Genomic DNA, 18805 nt, shown 5'->3' with positions numbered 1-18805 from the left:
GGCCTGATCATGGGCAGCGACTCGGACTGGCCGGTGATGGGCGCGGCGGCCGAGGCGCTCACCGAGTTCGGGGTCGGCTACGAGGTCGGGGTGGTTTCGGCGCACCGTACCCCGGTCAAGATGATGGAGTACGCCCAGTCCGCCGCCGGGCGGGGCATCCGGGTGATCATCGCCGGGGCGGGCGGCGCGGCGGCACTGCCCGGCATGGTGGCCTCGGCCACCCCGCTGCCGGTGATCGGGGTGCCGGTGCCGCTGGCGCACCTCGACGGGCTCGACTCGCTGCTCTCCATCGTGCAGATGCCGGCCGGCATTCCGGTGGCGACCGTCTCGATCGGCAACGGCCGCAACGCCGGCCTGCTGGCGGTGCGCATCCTCGCCGCCGCCGACGAGGCGCTCCGGGACCGGATGGTCGGCTACCAGGCCGACCTGGCGGCGCTCGTCGCCCAGAAGGAAGCCAACCTCCGCGCCAGCCTCCAGGTGTAAGGAAGGGCCCCTTCTTATCGCTTTTTGTATAAGAAGGGGCCCTTCCTTACACCTCAGCGCTACACCTCAGCGCTACACCTCAGCGCATGCCGCGTACGGCGCGCAGGCGCTCCTGGGTGCGGCGGCGGTTCTCGTTGCCGGCCCCGAACGCCAGCAGCAGCAGGCCGACCGGGATCAGCACCAGCCACGGACCGAAGCTGAACAGGGCACGCAGCGCGGCCAGCGCGGTGACCACCGCCCCGATGATCACCGGGGCCTGCTGCCGGCGGTAGGAACCCCAGATCAGTGTGGCCACCCCGCCGAGCAGCAGCAACACCTGCCGGAGCGCGCTGTCGTTGCCGGCCAGCACGATCACCAGGGTCGGCAGGAACGCCGCCACCAGCGCCGGCCCGTACGCCGCCCAGCTGCTCAGGTCGGTGCGGTGCCGCAGCTCCAGCAGGCCGACCAGCAGGGCCAGCACGGCGAAGACGAGCGTGTACGCCTCCGGCAGCGCCACGTCGGCGAGTGCCATCAGCAGCCACCAGGCGACCACCTCGCAGCCGACCGCCGACCAGAAGAGGGTGCGCCGCTCGACGGTACTGCGGTAGGGGCGTACGGCGGCCATCCCGAGCACGGCACCCCAGGCGGCGAGGAGTGCGGCGATGTGCCGGGGCGAGTCGTAGGCGAGCGCGGCGGCGATCAGCGCGGCGGCGTACCCGCTCCACTCCACGGTGGTCGCCTCGCGGATCGCCTCCGGACGGCGCAGTCGGGGCAGCAGCGCGGCGACCAGCAGCAGGATCGCGCCCACCGCCAGTACCCCGAAGGCGGACCAGGCCGGGTCGAGGCCGAACACCAGCCCGGCGGTGAAGACGAAGGTCTGGGCCATCACCGAGGCGAAGAGCCAGCCGAGGATGCGGGCGTTCTGGCTCCGGCCGCCCAGCGCGGCGACGGCGCCGACCCCGACCGCCGCGCCCAGGGTGAACAGGGTCAGCTCCCGGGTGGCGAGCGCGCCGGCCAGCCCGGCACCACCGGCGGCCAGCCCGATGCCGAAGACCAGGATCCGGGTCAGCCGCAGCGAGCGGGCGATCTCGGCGTCCGGCGGCGGCGGGGTGAGCGCCAGCCCGAGCATCGCGATGGTGAACACCCCGAGCGCGGCCAGGGTGACGTTCGGCCAGCCCAGGTCGAGCGAGATCGGGGCGATCAGCAGGGTGATCGCGGCACCGGGGAGTACCACCGGCACCGCCCGGGCCGGCCGGCCGCCGCCGAACCCGGTGGCGGCCAGCCCGGCGGCGATGGTCAGCAGCAGCGCGGCGAGTACGTTGCCGGGGTCGGCGGCACCGGGCTCGGGGTCGGTGAGTGCGGCCGGCGGCCCGGCCCAGATCCCGGTGAGCGTCTGGTACGGCTCGACAAGCGCCACCACCAGCGCGGGCGCCAGTGCGGCCACCGCGAGCGCGGTCGGCAGGACGGCGGCGAGCATCGCCCCGACGGCGGGGCTGACCGACCAGCGGCCGCCCCGGGCCGGCTCGGGCAGCCGGCGGAGCGCCCCGCCGAGCATCACCGACCAGCGCCGGATCGGCTCCCGCAGCGGGGTAGGTGCCGGGGTGACCGCCCGGACCAGCTCGGCGAGCACCCCGAGGAGTACGGCCGAGGCGGCGTAGACGCCCCAGGGCAGGCCGGTGAAGAGGGCCGCCACCGAGGTCGCGGTCGCGCCGCCGACGATGCCCACCGTGGCGTACGGGAGGTACTGCGGGACCTGCCGGCGGACCAGTCCGACCACCGCCACGCCGAGGCTGGCCCCGGCGAGGGTGGCCAGCACCACCACCTCGGCCGGCCAGTCCAGCGCGGCGGCGAGCGAGGCGAGCGCCCCGGTGAGCGCGAACAGCCCCCCGCCGGCGGCGATCCCGCCGATCAGCGCGGTCTGTGGCGGCATCGACCAGGAGTCGTCCTCCTCGGCCGGACCGGAGAGGGTGCCGACGACCCGGGCGAGGGTGGCGACGACGGCGCCGATCAGCGCGACGATGCCGAGCGCGGCGGCGGTCGTCCACGGCCGGACCAGGCTCGTGCCGACCGCGTGCAGGGCGACCACGCCGGCCACGGTGGCCCGGGCCAGCCCGGCCCGGGGGTCGGTGGCGACGACGGAACTCACCCCGTAGACGGTGGCGACGGCACCGCCGACCACGATCGGGGACCACCAGGGCAGCCCGAACGCCGCCGGGATGCCGATGGTGGCGAGTCCGACGCAGACCGCGGACACGTCGTACGCCCACGGCCGGGGCAGGGCGATCGCGGCGGCCCCGGCCAGCAGGAGCAGCGCGACCGGGGCCTGCCAGCCGGTGCCGTCCGGGCTGACGTGCCACTGCGAGAGGTCGGCCTCCCAGAGCCGGCCGGGGGTGGCCAGCACCTGTAGCCCGCCGCTGGCCGCCGTCGCGCCGGCGAGCAGCGCGACGATGCCGCCGGTGAGCGAGATGCCGAGGACCGGTCCGCGCCGCCAGTCGGCCGGCATGGCCCGGATCCCGGCGGCCACCACCAGGATGAGGAAGGCGGCGGCGGCCAGTTCGGCTCCGTCGCCGAGGATGCCGGCGATCCGGGCGAGGGTGCCGACCAGGGCGGCGGTGACGGCCGCGGCGGCGATGTCCGAGCCGTCGAGCAGCCGGTCGGCCCGGCGGCCGGCGTCGATCGACGGCGCCAGCACCAGCAGGATCGCACTGACCAGCAGCAACCCGCCGACCAGGGCGTCCGGCAGGGTGGCGCCGGGTGCGCCGAAGGCCGCCGCGGTGACGGCGAGCGCACCGAGGCCGGTGCCGACGGCCAGCGGCCCGCTGATCTGCCGCTGGGCCACCTGGGTGACCGCCGCGTAGCAGAGTACGGCGCAGACGGCGAGGAAGCTGGCGGCCAGCACCGGCTCGGTGGCCTCGCGGGTCGACAGGACGGTCGGGGTGGGGTCGACGGGTACCGCCGAGGCGACGAAGGACGCCACCGCGCCGGGGAAGGCGAACGCGGCCCCGCCGGCCGCCCAGTCGCCGACCAGCCCGGCGTACCGGCCCAGCGGCGCGGTACGGGCCAGCGGGGCGAGTGCGACGAGTGCGCCGCCGAGCGCGAGTGCGAAGAGCACGGCGGCGGTCAGGCCGGGCCGGACCACCGAGGCGGCCGCCCCGGCGAGGCCGACCACGGCGGCGGCGACGGCGTGGGTCAGCGCGGCCCGTCGGGTCTGCGCGGTGAGCCCGACCAGCCCGATGCCGACCGCGACCAGCACCGGCGGCCAGGGCGCGGCGGCCCAGCCGAGCCCGAGCGAGGCGGGGGCGGCCAGTGCGGTGAGCGCGGCGCCGACCACGGCGAACTCGCGGCGTACCTCGGGTGGCGAGGAGAGCACTGCGGCGATGGTGAGCAGCAGTGCGGTGACGACGAGCTGCCAGGAGGTGTCGCCGACCCCGGCGGCGAGTTTTCCGGGATATTCGGCGAGGTCGGCCTCCCAGACCGGCAGCGCGGCCCGGATCGGGGCCAGGGCGGCCCGCAGCGCGCCGCCGGCCACCACGATGCCGATCACGATCAGGGCGGCGGCGGAGGCGAGTTGCGGGCCGCGCCGGGCCGCCTCGGGCACCGCGCGTACGCCGAGTCCGGTCAGCGCGATGACGGCGGCGATCACCACCAGTGCCCGCCCCGGCAGGGCCACCGCGGCGACCCGGCCGGCGGCGCCGATCACGGCCAGCGTGAGGATTCCGGCGGCGACGTCCGGCAGCGGTGGCCTGCGCAGTACCAGCGCGCCGACCAGGCCGACTCCGGCGGCGAGCAGCAGGGCCAGGCCGGCCCGGGCCGCGCCCGGCACCGTGTCGGCGTCCACCAGGGCGATCACCGCGCAGATCACGGCGACGGCGAAGGCGACCCCGTGCAGGGTCCAGGCCAGTTCGCGTACCCACGGCGTGCTTGTCGTCGGCCGGGCACCCGGGGTGCCGGCCGGCGGGCGGACGCCCGGAGTGCGGACCCGCTGCACCGGCCCGTCCTGGGGCGGATCCGCCTGGACGACCGCGTCCGCCTCCTCCGGGAAGGTCTCCGGCCGGTCCGGTCCGGTCGCGGCCGGCCCGGACCCGGTGTCCCGGTCGGGGTCGTCGGTCGGGTCGGCCGGTGCCCGCCCCGGCCGGCCGTCGGGGCGGCGCGGCGGCGCGGGCGGGGCGTCCACACCGGCCTGTGGGCCGAACCGGAACCGGGCGGGCCAGCCGGTCAGCCGGCCGTCGTCGCCGAAGAGCCGGGCGAGGTAGAGGTTGCCGACCGCCACCGCCACGAGTACCGCCGCCCAGCCGGCCGGCCCGGTCACCCAGGAGTACGCCAGCAGCGGCAGGACCGGCTGCACCGCGAGTACGGCGGCGTAGCGGGGCGCGTTCAGCCCGGTCGCCACGGCGTAGCCGGCCGCCACCACGGTGGTGACCAGGAAGGTCAGCCCGGCGAAGATCGAGCCGGGCAGGCCGCTGTCGCCGAACCGGTCGACGGTCCAGAGTGCGTACCCGGTCAGCGGCACCAGCAGCAGCCCGACCGCCGCGACAGTCTCGGCGGTGGCGACCAGCCCACGCTGGGCCACCCGGGGCGGCGCGGCCAGCATCAGCGCGGTGGCCAGCACCAGGATCGCCACCCGGCTGAAGTCGTCGAACGAGCTGAGCGCGACGGCGACGAAGACCACCGCCGCGACGCCGAGCAGCAGTGCCCCGAGTCCGAGCAGGATGTTCTGCACCTCGAGGGTGGACGCCTCGGGGCGGGCCTTGCCGTCGTCCCAGGACGGTTCGGCGCCCGGCGGCGGCGGTGGCGGCGGTGGCGGGGCGACCGGCGGCATCCGGTCCGGGCCGCCGCCGCGGGGCTGGCGGGGCACCCGGGGCGGCGGCCCGCCCGGCGCGCTGCCCGGCGCGGCGGTCGGCGGCCGGCGGCCGGCCTTGCGCCGGAGCACCCGGCGGGGTTTGGTGCTCTGCTTGCGTCGCTGGTCGGCGGCGTGCGACAGGATGTCCCGCTGGAAGAGCGCCGCCTGCATCTGCGAGGCGATCGTCTTCTGTTCCTTGGCGATCGCCGCTTCGCGGATCTTCATCTCGGCGATCGAGCGCTCGATCCGGGCCACGTCGTCGGCCCACTGGAGCTGCTCCGCCCCACAGTTCGGGCAGTACGGCGCCGCCTCGATCTCGCGGCCGCACGAGGAGCACTGGTACGTCGTACTCACGGCACCCCCTCCAGCCGGCGCTGACGCCGCGTCCCGGGCCTACACCGAGCATGCCCACCCGGGGTCTGCGTTGAACAGCCCCTGATCGCATGCGAAACCCGGCTGAGGGAATCCTAAAAGGCCGGCCGTGGAGCCCGAGGGGTCCACGGCCGGCAAGTCGTTGTCGAATTCACGTTTGTCGCCGTCCGGCCGGTCCAGCGAGGGCCGGCCGGTGCGACGTTCCGCCGCGTTACGGTCGGCCCATCCCCCGGTAGTCCCAGCCGGCCTGGGTCCACAGTCCGGAGTCGAGGCAGTTTCGGCCGTCCACCACCCGCCGTCCGGCGGCGAGTTCGCCGAGTGCCACCGGGTCGGCGTTGCGGAAGTCGGCCCACTCGGTGAGTACGCAGAGCAGGTCGGCCCCGCGCACCGCCTCCTCCATGCTGGCCTCGTAGGTCAGCTCGGGCCGCTCCCGGCGGGCGTTCTCCATGCCCTGCGGGTCGTGCACGTGCACGTCGGCGCCGGCCTTGTGCAGGGCGGCGGCGACGGCCAGCGAGGGGGCGTCCCGCACGTCGTCGGAGTTCGGCTTGAAGGTGGCGCCGAGCACCGCGATCCGGGTGCCGGAGAGGTCCGGCCCGGCCGGCCCGTACCGGCGGCCGAGCAGTTCGGCGGCGAGCTGGAGCACCCGGCTGCGGCGGCGCAGGTTGATCAGGTCGACCTCGTGCAGGAAGCGCAGCGCCTCGCCGGCGCCCAGCTCCTGGGCGCGGGCCTGGAACGCCCGGATGTCCTTGGGCAGGCAGCCGCCGCCGAAGCCGACGCCGGCCTGGAGGAAGCGGTTGCCGATCCGGGGGTCGTAGCCGATCGCCCGGGCGAGCTGGGTGACGTCGCCGCCGGCCACCTCGCAGACCTCGGCCATCGCGTTGATGAACGAGATCTTGGTGGCCAGGAAGGCGTTCGCGGCCACCTTGACCAGCTCGGCGGTGGCGAAATCGGTCACCACCAGCGGGACCTCCCGGTCCTCGGTGGCGGCGAGGTCGAAGACGCCCTTGTGCGCGGAGTAGAGCATGCCGTTGGCCCACTCGCTCTTGACCCCGACCACGATCCGGTTGGGCCGGAGCACGTCCTCGACGGCGAAGCCCTCCTGGAGGAACTCGGGGCTCCAGGCCACCTCGACCCCGAGGTCGGCCTCGGCGTGCTTGCCGACGAGCTGCTCGATCCACTCGGCGGTGCCGACCGGGACGGTGGACTTGCCGACGATCAGCGCCTTGCGGATCAGGTGCTGGGAGAGCCCGGTGACGGCCGCCTCGACGTACGACAGGTCGGCGCCCATGCCGTCGGCCCGCTGCGGGGTGCCGACGCAGATGAAGTGCACGTCGCCGAAGACGGCGGTCTCGGCGATGTCGGTCGAGAACCGGAGCCGACCGGCCGCCAGGTTGCGCTTGAGCAGCTCGTCCAGGCCGGGCTCGTGGAACGGTACCTCGCCGCTGGCCAGCTTAGCGATCTTCTCGGCGTCGACGTCGAAGCCGATCACCTCGTAGCCGAGTTCGGCGAAGCAGATGGCGTACGTCGCGCCCAGGTAGCCGGTGCCGAGGAAGGTCAGCCGCGGGCGGGCGGCACCGGACGGCGGGGCGACCGCCGGGATCGCCGGCATGGGCTGGGTGCTCGGGTACGGGATCGTCACGCCTGTGTTCTCCGCTCGCAGTGGCGGCGCTTCATTGCGTCGCGGTGGGAGTTCGGCGCCGGAGGCGGGCGCCGATGTCGGACATTGTGGGCCTTGTTCACCTGGTGTCGACGGCGCTCGGCCGGTGGGTGGCCGCCGGTGCCGGGACGACAAGCGCTGAGCCTACGCGGACCGCGCTTGCCGGTGCACCTTCGGTCGGCATCTTCACAGCGTACCGGTCATCCGGACCGCCCGGCATCGCGGCTATTCCCCCTATTTCTACTGTTAGGCGTACTTTCAACGACCCAGGATGCCCCACCTGCAGGCAGGCGGGCGGCTGGCCGCAGGGGAAGGCACTCCTATCCCTTCTGCCCAGAGAGGGCACTTCCTGACGCCCGTCAGGTGATTATGTCGGTTGATCGGCTCCTTGCTCGGCTCGGCTGATCGGCCAGGGCACGGCCGGAACGGGAACCGGTGTCGGATTCCCCAGCCCGCCCCGGGGCGCCGGGTCGACCGCGCCACTACCGCTATGGCAGGTCTATGTATGCACCACCGGTCGACTCGTCTGCGGCGGTGTGGGCCGAGGCTCGGTCGAGCATGCCGGCAAGGTGGATCGTGTAGGCGCGCAGGGACGGGTGGGCGAAGAGGTCCGTCACCGACAGGTCGGGGAGCGGGAACAACGACGCGACCTGATCGTGGATCCGGATGAGGTCCAGCGAGCCGCAGCCGAGTTCGAAAAGCGTGCTCCGCGCGTCGAAGTCCGGGTCGATTCCGCTGCCGGCCAGGGCTGACAACCACGCGAGCCGGACGGTCTGTTCCAGGACGCCATCCCGCGTCGGCGGGGCGGCGGGGCGTGCGGACGGCAGCGCCGCGCGGTCGACCTTGCCGGACGGCAACAGCGGTAGTCGATCCAGCTCGTGGAACCGCGTCGGTACGAGATAGGTCGGCAGGCGCTGTGCCAGCGAGCGGCGCAATGCCGCCGCGCCGACGCTCGCCCCGTCGACCGGGACGATATGCGCCACCAGATGTACCGCCTCTCCCTCGTCACTCTCCTCGCGTGTCACCACGGCCTCGGCGACCGTTTCCTCCTGGCACAACTGGTACTCGATCTCGGCGGGCTCGATACGATGGCCGAGAATCTTGATCTGGGTGTCCACTCGACCGAGGAACTCGATGACGCCGTCGGCCCGCCACAATGCCCGGTCACCGGTGCGGTAGAGGCGTGCCGACGGGTCGGTGTCGAACGGGTCCGGTCGGAATCGTTCGGCCGTCAGGGCCGTATCGTTGAGGTAGCCCGCGGTTACGCCGTCGCCACCGATCCACAACTCACCCGACTCGTCGACGTCCGCCGGCGTCCCGTCGGCGCGCAGCACATAGCAGGCCGCGTTCGCGATCGGGCGGCCGATGGGAATGCTCGCCTGCCTGGCCGGCAGCTTGGTGATGGGGTACGTGGTGGTGAAGGTCGTGCCTTCGGTTGGCCCGTAGCAGTGAACGAGACGGCCGGGCGGCCGGGACGACAGGACCTGCCGAACCCGCTCCGGATTGACCACTTCACCGCCGACGAGTAGCTCACGCAGCTCGCCGAAGATGCCGGGGCGGCGCCGGGCGAGGTAGTGGAAGACGGCGGTGGTGAGGAATGCCGTGGTGATGCCGTGGCGGTGGATGGCGGCCTGGAAGTCGCCTGGCGACAGCAGGGTGCTCGACGGCAGCACGACCAGCCCGGCCTGCCGGAGCAGCGCACACCAGATCTCGAACAACGAGGCGTCGAACGATGGCGACGACGCGTGCAGCACCCGGTCCGTACCGTCGAGCGTGGTGAAATCGGAATTGATCGCAAGCCTCGATATGTTGCGGTGCCGCATGCCGACCGCCTTCGGCTGGCCGGTGGAGCCGGACGTGAACATGACGCAGGCGAGGTCTTCGCCGCGGGCCTCGCTGGCCGAGCGCGGCGGGTCGGGGCAGGACGCGTCACCCACGTCGAACGTCGGCACCGACATCGACGGCGCGGACTCCTGGCCGGGCAAAACGACGACACACCCCACACCTGCCGCCTCCAGCATCGAGTGCAGCCTCGCCGGCGGGTACGAGTCGTCGAGGGGCACGTACGCGCCTCCCGCCTTGAGAATGGCGAGCATGGCCACGACAGCGTCGGCGCAGCGCTTGCCGAGGACGCCGACGCGTCGGCCCCGGACGCCGCCCGCCTCGAGCACGTGTGCGAGGCCGTTGGACCTGGCGTGGAGTTCCTGATAGTCGAGGCTACGATCGCCGTCCACGACCGCGCACGCCGAGCCGGCCAGCCGGGCGCTTTCATCGAACAGAGCGACCAGACTCGCGTCCCGGGGATAGGCGGTCGCAGTCTGGTTCCACGCCAGCACGCGCGCATCGATTTTGTCGAACATGTTCAACTGATCCCTTGCGGAGAGCTTCCCACGGGAGGGTCGGCGAGGCATGCAACCATCCGGTCGATGATGTGGTGGCGGTCGGTCCTCAGGCTGAAGTGCCCTCCCGGCAGATCAACGGTCCGAAACGGTCCGGACGTCTCGACCGCCCAGGCGGCCAGCGTGTGAGGCGGGGTTTCGGTGTCCTGCGCGGCACGGAACACGGTCAGGGGGCATTCCAGTCCGGCCGGACCGGAATACACGTACTCCTCCGCCAGCCGGGCGTCGGCCCGCAACACCTTCAGGTACAACGCCATCAGCGGGGCGTGGTTGAGCACTGGTTCGGGCGTACCGCCGAGGCGGCGAAGATAGGCGATCAGCGCGTCGTCGGTCATCGTGCTGTAGATCGTGTCGGTCTGCGGCCAGCTCGGCGCCGGCTGCGCGCCGACGAAGAGATGGCGCAACGACCGGCGGGCCGGGCCGTCCAGGCGCCGGGCGACCTCGTACAACAGCAGCGCGCCGAGGCTGTGACCGAACAACGCGAACGGCCGGGTGGTCAACGGTGCGACCGCGCGCACGATCTGGTCGGCCAACGCGGCCGCGGGCTCGTGCAGCGACTCCGCCACACGGTGCTCCCTGCCTGGTAGCGCCACCGGCGCGACCGTGATCCTCCCCTGCAGGATGCGGCCCCAGTCACGAAACTCGCCGGACCCACCGCCAGCGCCGGCGAGGCAGATGACGGTCGGCAGTGTGCCGTGGTCCGCCGGCAGACCGGGAAACCATCGGCGTACGGAGTCCGGCAGGGTCATGCCAGCGCCTCTAGTTCTTCCCGTACCAGGGTCAGCAGCCGGTCGCGGGAGTCCCGGACGAAGAAGTGGCCGCCTGGCAGTGTGTGGCGTCGGAACCGGGAACGGGTGAACTCCGCCCACGCGTCGAGGTCGGCATCGCTGGTCTCGAAGTCGTCCGCGCCGCCGAAGGCCACGATCGAGCAGGACAACGGTTCGGTGCGGGAAGCGTCGTAACGCCCGCGGATCTGGTAGGCGGTGCGTACGTCGCGAACCAGCCAGTCGGTGAACCACGAGTGTTTCAGCAGTTCGTGCGGGGTGCCGCCCAGCTCACCGATCCAGGCCAGCAGGTCGGCGTCGTTCCGCTCCGCCACGCCGGGCTGGCCGCCCGGCCGGCCGGGAGCGGCCAGGCCACACACCATCAGGCCGGCGACCGTAGCTCGGGCATCCGCCTGAATGCGCTGGCACCACTCGAACATGACGAGGGCGCCGAAACTGTGACCGAAGCACACCAGCGGCGTGTCGGACGGATCGACCGCCTCGTCCAGCGCCGTCGCCACCGCCGCGACGATGAGTTCGAGGTCCGACCACGGCGCCTCGCGCATGCGTTGCTCCCGGCCGGGCAACTGCACCGGCCAGACCTCGACCGTCTCCGGCAGGGCCTCGCCCCAGCGTGCGAACTCGGACGGCCCGCTGCCCGCTCCGGCCAGGCAGAGCAGGCGCAGCCGCGGCTTCCTCCGCCGGACGACATAGTTGAACCAGGGCCCGTAGCCGGTCGCGGGGGTGGTGGAGGCCACGTCGATCACCTCCCGAGCTGCGTGGGTGACAGCCGTGCTCGGTCGTCGAGCACGGACGCGAGTGCGCTGATCGTCGGATGCTCGAAGATGTCGACCGGCTCGACGTCGATGCCCGCGCCCTCGCTGAGCCCGACCATCAGGCGGGCCAGGGACAGGGAGGTCAGGCCCAGCATGAAGAGGTCGTCGTCGGGACCGAGTTGATCGAACTGCAGTGTGTCGATCGCAACACGCAGCAGCAGCGCCTCCGTCGGCGTCAGGGTTCGATCGACGGACGTCCGGGGCCGGACCGCCGAGGCGTCCGGCAATGCCGCGACATCGACCTTTCCCCAGGCGGTGAGTGGCAGGCTATCCATCTCCACATAGAGCGTCGGCACCATGGCCAGCGGAAGCCGCCGCTCCATCCACTCGATGAGGTCTGTGGTGTCCACCGACGTGTCCCGGGCCGGGACGAGGTGCGCCACCAGACGGCCGCCGTCCGGCCGGACCACGCAGTCGTCGACGGCTGGATGGGACCGCAGGGCCTCGCGCACCTCGCCGAGCTCGACACGCAGTCCGCCCAGTTTCACCTGGTCGTCGTCGCGGCCATGGAACAGGAGGCGCCCTTGGGCATCGATGCTGCCGATGTCGCCCGTCCGGAGGAGGCGCCCACCCTGACCGGTGGTGAACCGGTCTTCGGCGGTGTCGTCGTGGTCGAGGTAGCCGACCGCGACCCCGATCCCGCCGAGGCAGATCTCGCCCCGCTGACCGGCCCCGACCGGTTCGAGGTCCGGCCCCCGGACCGTGACCTCGCAGCCACCGATAGGGATTCCGATCGGTGCGGTACCGTCTCCTTCTTCCTCATCGCCGGTGACCTCGGCCCAGGTGGACCAGATCGTCCCTTCTGTCGGACCGTACGCGTTCAACAGCCGCACGCTCGAGGTCCAGGGGCGAGCGACGGAGGTCGGCAGCGCCTCACCCGCGCTGATGATCAACCGCAGGTTCGTCAGCCGCTCGGATCGCAGCGCCCGGAGGGTCGACGGCGTCATCACCGCCACGGTCACATCGTTCTCGTGCAGGAACCGCTCGGCGGGAGGTCCGGGATACCGGTCTTCGGGACGGGCGACGCAGAGGGTGGCCCCGGCCGTCAGGGCGAGCACCATCTCGAACAGGGCGGCGTCCACGCACCACGGTGCGAGCTGGGCTACCCGGTCGGCGGGCACGATCCCCACGATGCCGTGCTGAGCCCGTGCTACGTTCGCCCATGCCGGGTGCGAGCAGACCACGCCCTTGGGCGTACCGGTGCTGCCGGACGTGTAGATGACGTAAGCGGGGTCGACCTCCGCACCTGCCAGGACGCGGCGGCCGTCGGTCGCGACCACCTGTACCGCGTCCGTGCGGGCTCCCGCTGCGACCACGAGGCCGGCGTCCGAGCTTTGGAGGATCTGCTGCTGGCGCAGCGGCGGTTGGGACGGGTCGCACGGCAGCAGAACACCCCCGGCGTGCAGAACTCCCATCGCGGCGGCGATCGCGGTTGCGGAAGGGGGAACGGTCAACCCGACCACCCCGCCCGGTCGCAGGCCGGTGTCGGTCAGCTGCGCTGCCACCAGGTCGGCCGCGTCAGCCAGTTCGCCGTAGCTCAGCATGCGGTCGTGGTCGACGACGGCAGGTGCGTCTGGTCGACGCCGGACCTGGCCGGCCACCAGCCCCATGACACTGCCATCCGTACGCTTCCGGAAGGTCGTGTCGACGCTCGTTCGTTCGGTCATCCTGATTCCTCCGCAGACGGTCGGCTAGCCGGTCGCGCCGGCAGGGGTTCGTCCGGTGCGGCGAGCGATCCGGACGCACATCGGACTCGGGAGATTGATGTTGTCGGACCACGGTGTCGACTCGTCGACCAGCGAGAGCCCCCTCGGGTCGGCGATGATCCGGCGCAGTACGACGCGGGACTCGAGGCGGGCGAGCTGTGCGCCTGGGCAGCGATGCCGGCCGAACCCGAAGGCCAGGTGGCGTCCGTGCGCCGATCCCGCGTGGCCGTCACCGTTGGTTTCAGCCCAGTTGGCGGCGGCGAGCAGCACGAGGACGGAGTGCCCAGCCTGTAGCGACCGCCCGTCGAGGTCGACGTCGCCGACCACGTGGCGGCCCACGAACCGGGATGGCGAGATCCGGGCCAGCAGCCGTTCCACGTCGGCGGCAACCAGATCCGGTCGAGGGATGCGCTGAGGCGCGGTGCTGAGCAGGTCGAGGACCGCGGCGGAAAGGAATCCCGTGGTGGTCTGGTGGCCGGCGGCCAACAGCATGACCAGGTTCGTCGCGAGGTCGAGGTCGGTGGCGTCTCCCGCAGCCCCCACCATCCGGCCGACGGCATCGTCGCCCCGGCGGGACCGGCCAAGTTTGACGACGTCGACGGCGTAGCCGAGGAAGTCGGCGACCAGCGAGATCGTCTGCGGGTCCGTGACCGGGTTGACGCCGGTGACCAGGCGGGTGTAGGCGTCCGACCATTCCTGGATTTCCCCGACGTCGCTGATCGGTAGGCCGAGTAGCCGTACCACAACGGAAAGTGGCAGCGGCCGGGCGACGGTCGCCACGAGGTCGAACTGCTCGGGCAGGTCAGCCAGCAGGCTCCGGGTGGCCTCTTCGATCCACGGCTCGAGTGCCGCGACCCGCGCGGGTTCGAGTACGTGGTGGATGATCCGGCGCCACCTGGCGTGTTCCGGGCCATCGAGGAAGAGCGCCTGCCGTGCGATCGCGTCGTGGACGAACGAGCGCAGCCCGGAGGAGTCACTCGCCGTTGACGTGACGGCCTTCACCGTTCGGCGGGCGCTGAAACGCTTGTCGGTCAGCACGGCTTCGACCGCGCTGCGACCTGACACGAGCCAGAGCCCGGCATACCTGTCCCAGTGGACCGGGTCCTCTCGATTCAGGCGTAGGAACAGGTCGTCCTGTGCCTGCGGACGGCCCAGGACCGAGAGGATGCTCAACTCGCGCGCTGATGATTTCGGTGTGTCGATGTCTCTCATACGGGTAGCTCACCCTCTAACCGTTGTTCTCCCCACGCGTGCCCCCGACATCTCCGGCTCCGTGATGAGCGCCGAGGGCAATGTAACGAGGTCGTGACTCCTAGATCAAGAGGTACGACCGCCGGGTTCCTTCGTCGGGGCCGCCGTCGAACACCTGCCGATATCATGTCTTCGTTACTGACAAGTACCCTCGTGATGTCGGGGCGGGATGCCGCCGAGGACGAGTGACGGGGAGTGCCGTGATGACCGTGGAGTCGTCGTTCGACGCGTACCGGATGCCTGAGGAGCACGAGGCGGTGCGGGCGGCCGTCCGGGAGGTCTGCGACGCCAAGGTCGCGCCGCAGGCGGCCGAGGTCGACGAGACCGGCGAGTTCCCCAAGGCGTCGTACGAGGCGCTGAAGGCCGCCGACTTCCACGCCCCGCACATTCCCGAGGAGTACGGCGGAGCCGGCGCCGACGCGCTCGCGACCGCGATCGTGATCGAGGAGGTTGCCCGGGCCTGTGCCGCGTCATCGCTGATCCCGGCGGTGAACAAGCTTGGCACCATGCCGCTGCTGCTGGCCGCCTCCGCCGAGCTGAAGCGGCGCTACCTGCCCGCGGTGGCCCGGGGCGAGGCGATGTTCTCGTACTGCCTCTCCGAGCCGGAGGCGGGCAGCGACGCCGCCTCGATGACCACCCGGGCGGTGCGTGACGGCGACTTCTACGTGCTCGACGGGGTCAAGCGGTGGATCACCAACGCCGGGGTGTCGGAGTACTACACGGTCTTCGCGGTGACCGATCCGGCGGCGCGGTCCCGGGGCATTTCCGCCTTCGTGGTGGAGAAGTCCGATCCCGGGGTCAGTTTCGGGGCACCGGAGAAGAAGCTCGGCATCAAGGGCTCGCCGACCCGCGAGGTCTACCTGGACAGCGTGCGGATCCCGGCCGACCGCATGATCGGCGAGCCGGGGACCGGCTTCGGCACCGCTATGCGGACCCTGGACCACACCCGGGTCACCATCGCCGCCCAGGCGCTCGGGATCGCCCAGGGCGCGCTCGACTACGCCAAGGCGTACGTCAGGGAGCGCAGGCAGTTCGGCAGGGCGGTCGCCGAGTTCCAGGGCATCCAGTTCATGCTCGCCGACATGGGGATGAAGCTGGAGGCGGCCCGGCAGTTGACGTACGCGGCGGCCGGAAAGTCGGAGCGTGGTGACGCCGACCTGACCTACTTCGGCGCCGCCGCGAAGTGCTTCGCCTCGGACGCCGCCATGGAGATCACCACCGACGCGGTGCAGCTCCTCGGCGGGTACGGCTACACCCGCGACTACCCGGTCGAGCGGATGATGCGGGACGCCAAGATCACGCAGATCTACGAGGGCACCAACCAGGTCCAGCGGATCGTGATGGCCCGGCAACTCCTCAAGGACTGACGCCGCTCCCGGCACGCCGTCGCCACGCCTGGGACGACGCGACGCCGACCGGTGGAACGGGCTGCGGCTACGATGCTGGGATGAGTGCGGAGGCGTTCGGCAGGCATCTGCCCGCCGTCGTCACGCTCGACGACCTGGCGGCCATGATCGGTGCTGACCAGCACGGCCATCGGTATGAGCTGAGCCCTGAGGGAGCCCTGTCGATCATGCCGCCGCCCGATTCCGAGCATGCCGCGATCGCCAGCCGCCTCCTGGTCTGGCTGGCGATGGCGGGTTGGCCGGCCGAGCAGGTGTTGCAGGCCGCGGGCCTCCGGATCCCCGGTCCAGACGGCGACGGTGGCCGGATACCCGACCTCACGGTCTGGGCCCGGCCGCAGCCCCGGACGGTCTGGCTGACCCTCACCGACCTGGTTCTGGTGATCGAGATCGTCTCGCCCGGCTCGGCCGCGGTGGACGAGGTGGTCAAGCGCCGCGAGTACGCCCAGGCCGGCATCCCCCGCTACTGGATGGTCGAGCGGGACGCGGCCCAGACGGTCACCCTGCACGTCCTCGGCCCGGACCGGTCGTACGAGGTGGCGGCGAAGATGCCCCTGGCCTGGCTGTTGCAGACCGACCCGGCCGACCACCAGATCGGCTGATCGTCCGGTCGCGGTTTCGCACGGCGTGCGGTGTGGCGGGAGGTGGGGCCGGTCGGCGTATCGGCCCCACCTCCCGGTCTGGGTCAGCTCCCCAGGGTCCAGCGCTGGTTGGTGCCGCCGTGGCACGCCCAGAGGTGCACCTTGGTGCCGTTCGCGGTCCCGTTGCCGCTGGCGTCCAGGCAGAGCCCGGACTGTACGCCGGTGATGGTGCCGTTCGAGTTGACGTTCCACCGCTGGTTGGTCTGCCCGTTGCAGTCCCAGATGATCGCCAGGGTGCCGTTGGCGGTGCCCTGCCCGTTGGCGTCCAGGCACTTGTTGCCGTACACCATGAGCTGCCCGCTGCTGGTGTAGGTCCACCGCTGGTTGGTGCCGGTGCCGCAGTCCCAGATCTGCGCCTGGGTGCCGTTGGCCGTACTCGATCCGCCGATCTCCAGGCAGCGCCCGGACTGCGCCCCGACGATCCGGCCGGTCTGCGGCTGTGGTTGTCCGTCGCCGCCGCCCTGCGGCCCGGCGGCGGCCATCACCGCCTGGGCGCCGGCCGGCCAGTTGCCGCCGCTGACCGTGACGTTGTTGTTGACCACGTTGCCCCGGTCGCCGTTCGTCACGTTCGTGCTGTTGTTCGTCGACCAGTTGTTGGTGACGGTGAAGTTGCCCATGTTCTCGGCGAACCAGTAGTTGGCGGTGGCCCAGGTGCCGGTGTTCGAGAAGACGTTGTTCCGGGCGGTCCAGTACCGCGAGCCCTCGTCGAAGTAGATCCCGAAGTAGCCGTTGGTCCGCAGGCAGTAGTTGTCGCTGATCAGCCCGCCCTGGTTGGCCGAGAGGGTGTAGATGCAGCCGCCGTCGTTCATCTGCTGCATCACGTCGTGCACGTAGTTGCCGATCAGCCGGTTGTTCGACGCCGTGGTCGGGGTGGAGTAGCGCGGCTGGTAGTTGTAGAGGCCACGGTCGGCGTAGTGGTTGCTGCCCCCGGCGTCGTTGGCGCCCCAGCCGTACCCCATGGACATGCCGGTGTACGGCATGTTGTAGACCTCGTTGTGCGAGATGGTGGCGGTGTTGACGTAGGTGGTCAGCACCGAGACGATGCCCCGGTGCTCCACGCCGATGTCGTGGATGCGGTTGTTGCTGATTGTGATGTCCCGGTTGGTCATCCGCTGGTCGCTCGGGTGGTGGGCGTCGGCGCGGACGCCGCCGACCACGATGCCGCCGGCCGAGGTGCGGGCGATCTCGGACCGGTCGATCGTGATGTTGCTGGCGCCCAGACCCACCCCGCTGGCGTGCGCGTTGGCGTCGTTGCCGATGCCGATCGCGGTCTGCCCGAGGTTGAAGAACCGGGAGTCGGTGACGGTGATGTTGTTGGCAGCGGAGATCTGCACGGCGGCCGGCGACTGGAACCAGTTCGGCCGGGCGGCCTCGAATTGCGGGCAGCCGTTGTGGCAGGAGCTGAAGGCGGGCCAGCTCCAGTTCCCGGCGATGTAGGCGCCGGTCTGCTGGTCGACGTAGCCCTGGTTACTGCTCGGGCCGAGCCAACTCGTGCCGGTGAACGTGATCCCGCTGAACGTGACGTGGTGCGCCGGTGCGTCGTACGTGCCGCCGAGGTTCAGCAGGGACTGCAACGTCGGCAGTTCGATGCCGAGGTTGTTGATGTTCTGCCCGGACGGCGGGATGTAGAAGAGGTCACCGGTGGTCCGGTTCAGGTACCACTCGTTGGCGGCGTCCAGGAACTCGTACGCGTTGGTCAGGTAGAGCGGGCCGGCCCGGTGCGGGCTGGTGAAGGTGTCGTACCCGAAGTTGTTGTTGTTCCAGGCCGGCTGCTGCATCGTGATCAGGTTTCCGCTGATGCTCTGCACCGGGGAGTAGCGGTCGGTGAAGGAGCCGACGCTCTCCATCTCGATCCGGCTCTGGTTGGCCAGGTTGTTCAGGTAGTTGAGCGCGCTGTTGGTGAACCGCATCCCGGTGCTGGACGGGGTGAAGTCGGCCCGGTTGACCTGGGTGCGGGCCCGGGTGGCGATGGCACCGTCGACGTAGAGCTGCCGGCTCTCGGTGCCGGCGCCGACGTTGGCCCGCCAGATGTTGCGGCCGGCGTCGACCTGGGTCCAGCCGGTGACCGCCCGGGAGCCGCTGATCACCGGGCGGGCCGACGCGGCGGCCTGCCAGACCACCCGGTAGCCGTTGTTGCCGGAGTCGGCGGCGGTGAACCGCAACGGCGCGGAGAGCCGGTAGACCCCGTCGGCGAGCTGCACGACGACGTCGCCGGACATCGCGGCGGTGAGCCCGCGCACTGCGGTCTGCGCTCCGGTCAGCGAACAGGGCTGGGCGGCCGAGCAGGTGGTGCCGCTGCCGGAGGGGGCGGCGTAGAGGGTGGTGGTGGCGGCTGACGCGGGGGAGGGTGCGGCGGCGACGAGGGCCACTGTGGCCAGTGCCGCCGCGGCGGCGCCGGCCAGCACCCGCCGCCGGCCGGGGGCAGATGACGGTACGGACACGGGACGGTCTCCTTACCTGGGGGTGGGTGGTGC

Annotated in this window: 11 protein-coding genes; 3 read left to right on the top strand and 8 right to left on the bottom strand. The window is 71.8% G+C overall.

Annotation, left to right across the window (positions count from 1 at the left end):
- Positions 1–9: 9 nt before the first annotated feature.
- Positions 10–483 carry a 5-(carboxyamino)imidazole ribonucleotide mutase gene (purE, locus tag O7626_RS27990; RefSeq protein ID WP_278066344.1) on the top strand — a complete coding sequence of 158 codons (474 nt, stop codon included), beginning with the start codon at positions 10–12 and terminating at the stop codon, positions 481–483.
- A 79-nt stretch (positions 484–562) separates the two neighbouring features.
- On the opposite strand, the gene O7626_RS27985 is transcribed toward purE, so the two are convergent.
- The 7 genes from O7626_RS27985 to O7626_RS27955 all read right to left on the bottom strand — a co-directional run bounded on the left by O7626_RS27985 (position 563) and on the right by O7626_RS27955 (position 14209).
- Positions 563–5656, bottom strand: a complete 5094-nt coding sequence (locus O7626_RS27985; protein ID WP_278064062.1) for a permease — start codon at positions 5654–5656, stop codon at positions 563–565.
- 229 nt (positions 5657–5885) lie between these two features.
- Entirely contained in the window at positions 5886–7313 is a 1428-nt protein-coding gene (locus O7626_RS27980; protein WP_278064061.1) for a UDP-glucose/GDP-mannose dehydrogenase family protein, read from the bottom strand.
- Between the two features lie 506 nt (positions 7314–7819).
- A complete protein-coding gene (locus O7626_RS27975; RefSeq protein ID WP_278064060.1) occupies positions 7820–9691 on the bottom strand; it encodes an amino acid adenylation domain-containing protein in 1872 nt (623 codons plus the stop codon).
- A 2-nt stretch (positions 9692–9693) separates the two neighbouring features.
- Positions 9694–10479 (bottom strand): alpha/beta fold hydrolase, encoded by a 786-nt coding sequence (locus tag O7626_RS27970; protein WP_278064059.1) that lies wholly within the window; start codon positions 10477–10479, stop codon positions 9694–9696.
- On the bottom strand, positions 10476–11252 hold the full coding sequence (locus tag O7626_RS27965) for an alpha/beta fold hydrolase (protein WP_278064058.1): 777 nt from the start codon (positions 11250–11252) through the stop codon (positions 10476–10478). The genes O7626_RS27970 and O7626_RS27965 overlap by 4 nt, the downstream gene beginning before the upstream one ends.
- A 5-nt stretch (positions 11253–11257) precedes the next feature.
- On the bottom strand, positions 11258–12940 hold the full coding sequence (locus O7626_RS27960) for a non-ribosomal peptide synthetase (protein ID WP_278066343.1): 1683 nt from the start codon (positions 12938–12940) through the stop codon (positions 11258–11260).
- Between the two features lie 81 nt (positions 12941–13021).
- Positions 13022–14209, bottom strand: coding sequence for a cytochrome P450 (locus O7626_RS27955; RefSeq protein WP_278064057.1), 1188 nt, complete (start codon positions 14207–14209; stop codon positions 13022–13024).
- 281 nt (positions 14210–14490) lie between these two features.
- Between O7626_RS27955 and O7626_RS27950 the strand changes: the two genes are divergently transcribed.
- Positions 14491–15654 carry an acyl-CoA dehydrogenase family protein gene (locus tag O7626_RS27950; RefSeq protein ID WP_278064056.1) on the top strand — a complete coding sequence of 388 codons (1164 nt, stop codon included), beginning with the start codon at positions 14491–14493 and terminating at the stop codon, positions 15652–15654.
- Between the two features lie 80 nt (positions 15655–15734).
- Positions 15735–16292 carry a Uma2 family endonuclease gene (locus tag O7626_RS27945; protein ID WP_278064055.1) on the top strand — a complete coding sequence of 186 codons (558 nt, stop codon included), beginning with the start codon at positions 15735–15737 and terminating at the stop codon, positions 16290–16292.
- Between the two features lie 83 nt (positions 16293–16375).
- Here O7626_RS27945 and O7626_RS27940 read toward each other — a convergent pair whose 3' ends face one another.
- Positions 16376–18772, bottom strand: a complete 2397-nt coding sequence (locus O7626_RS27940; RefSeq protein ID WP_278064054.1) for an RICIN domain-containing protein — start codon at positions 18770–18772, stop codon at positions 16376–16378.
- Between the last annotated feature and the right edge of the window lie 33 nt (positions 18773–18805).

It is taken from the genome of Micromonospora sp. WMMD1102 (assembly GCF_029626265.1).
Taxonomy (GTDB): domain Bacteria; phylum Actinomycetota; class Actinomycetes; order Mycobacteriales; family Micromonosporaceae; genus Plantactinospora.
This window is presented reverse-complemented; position numbering and strand designations above follow the sequence as displayed.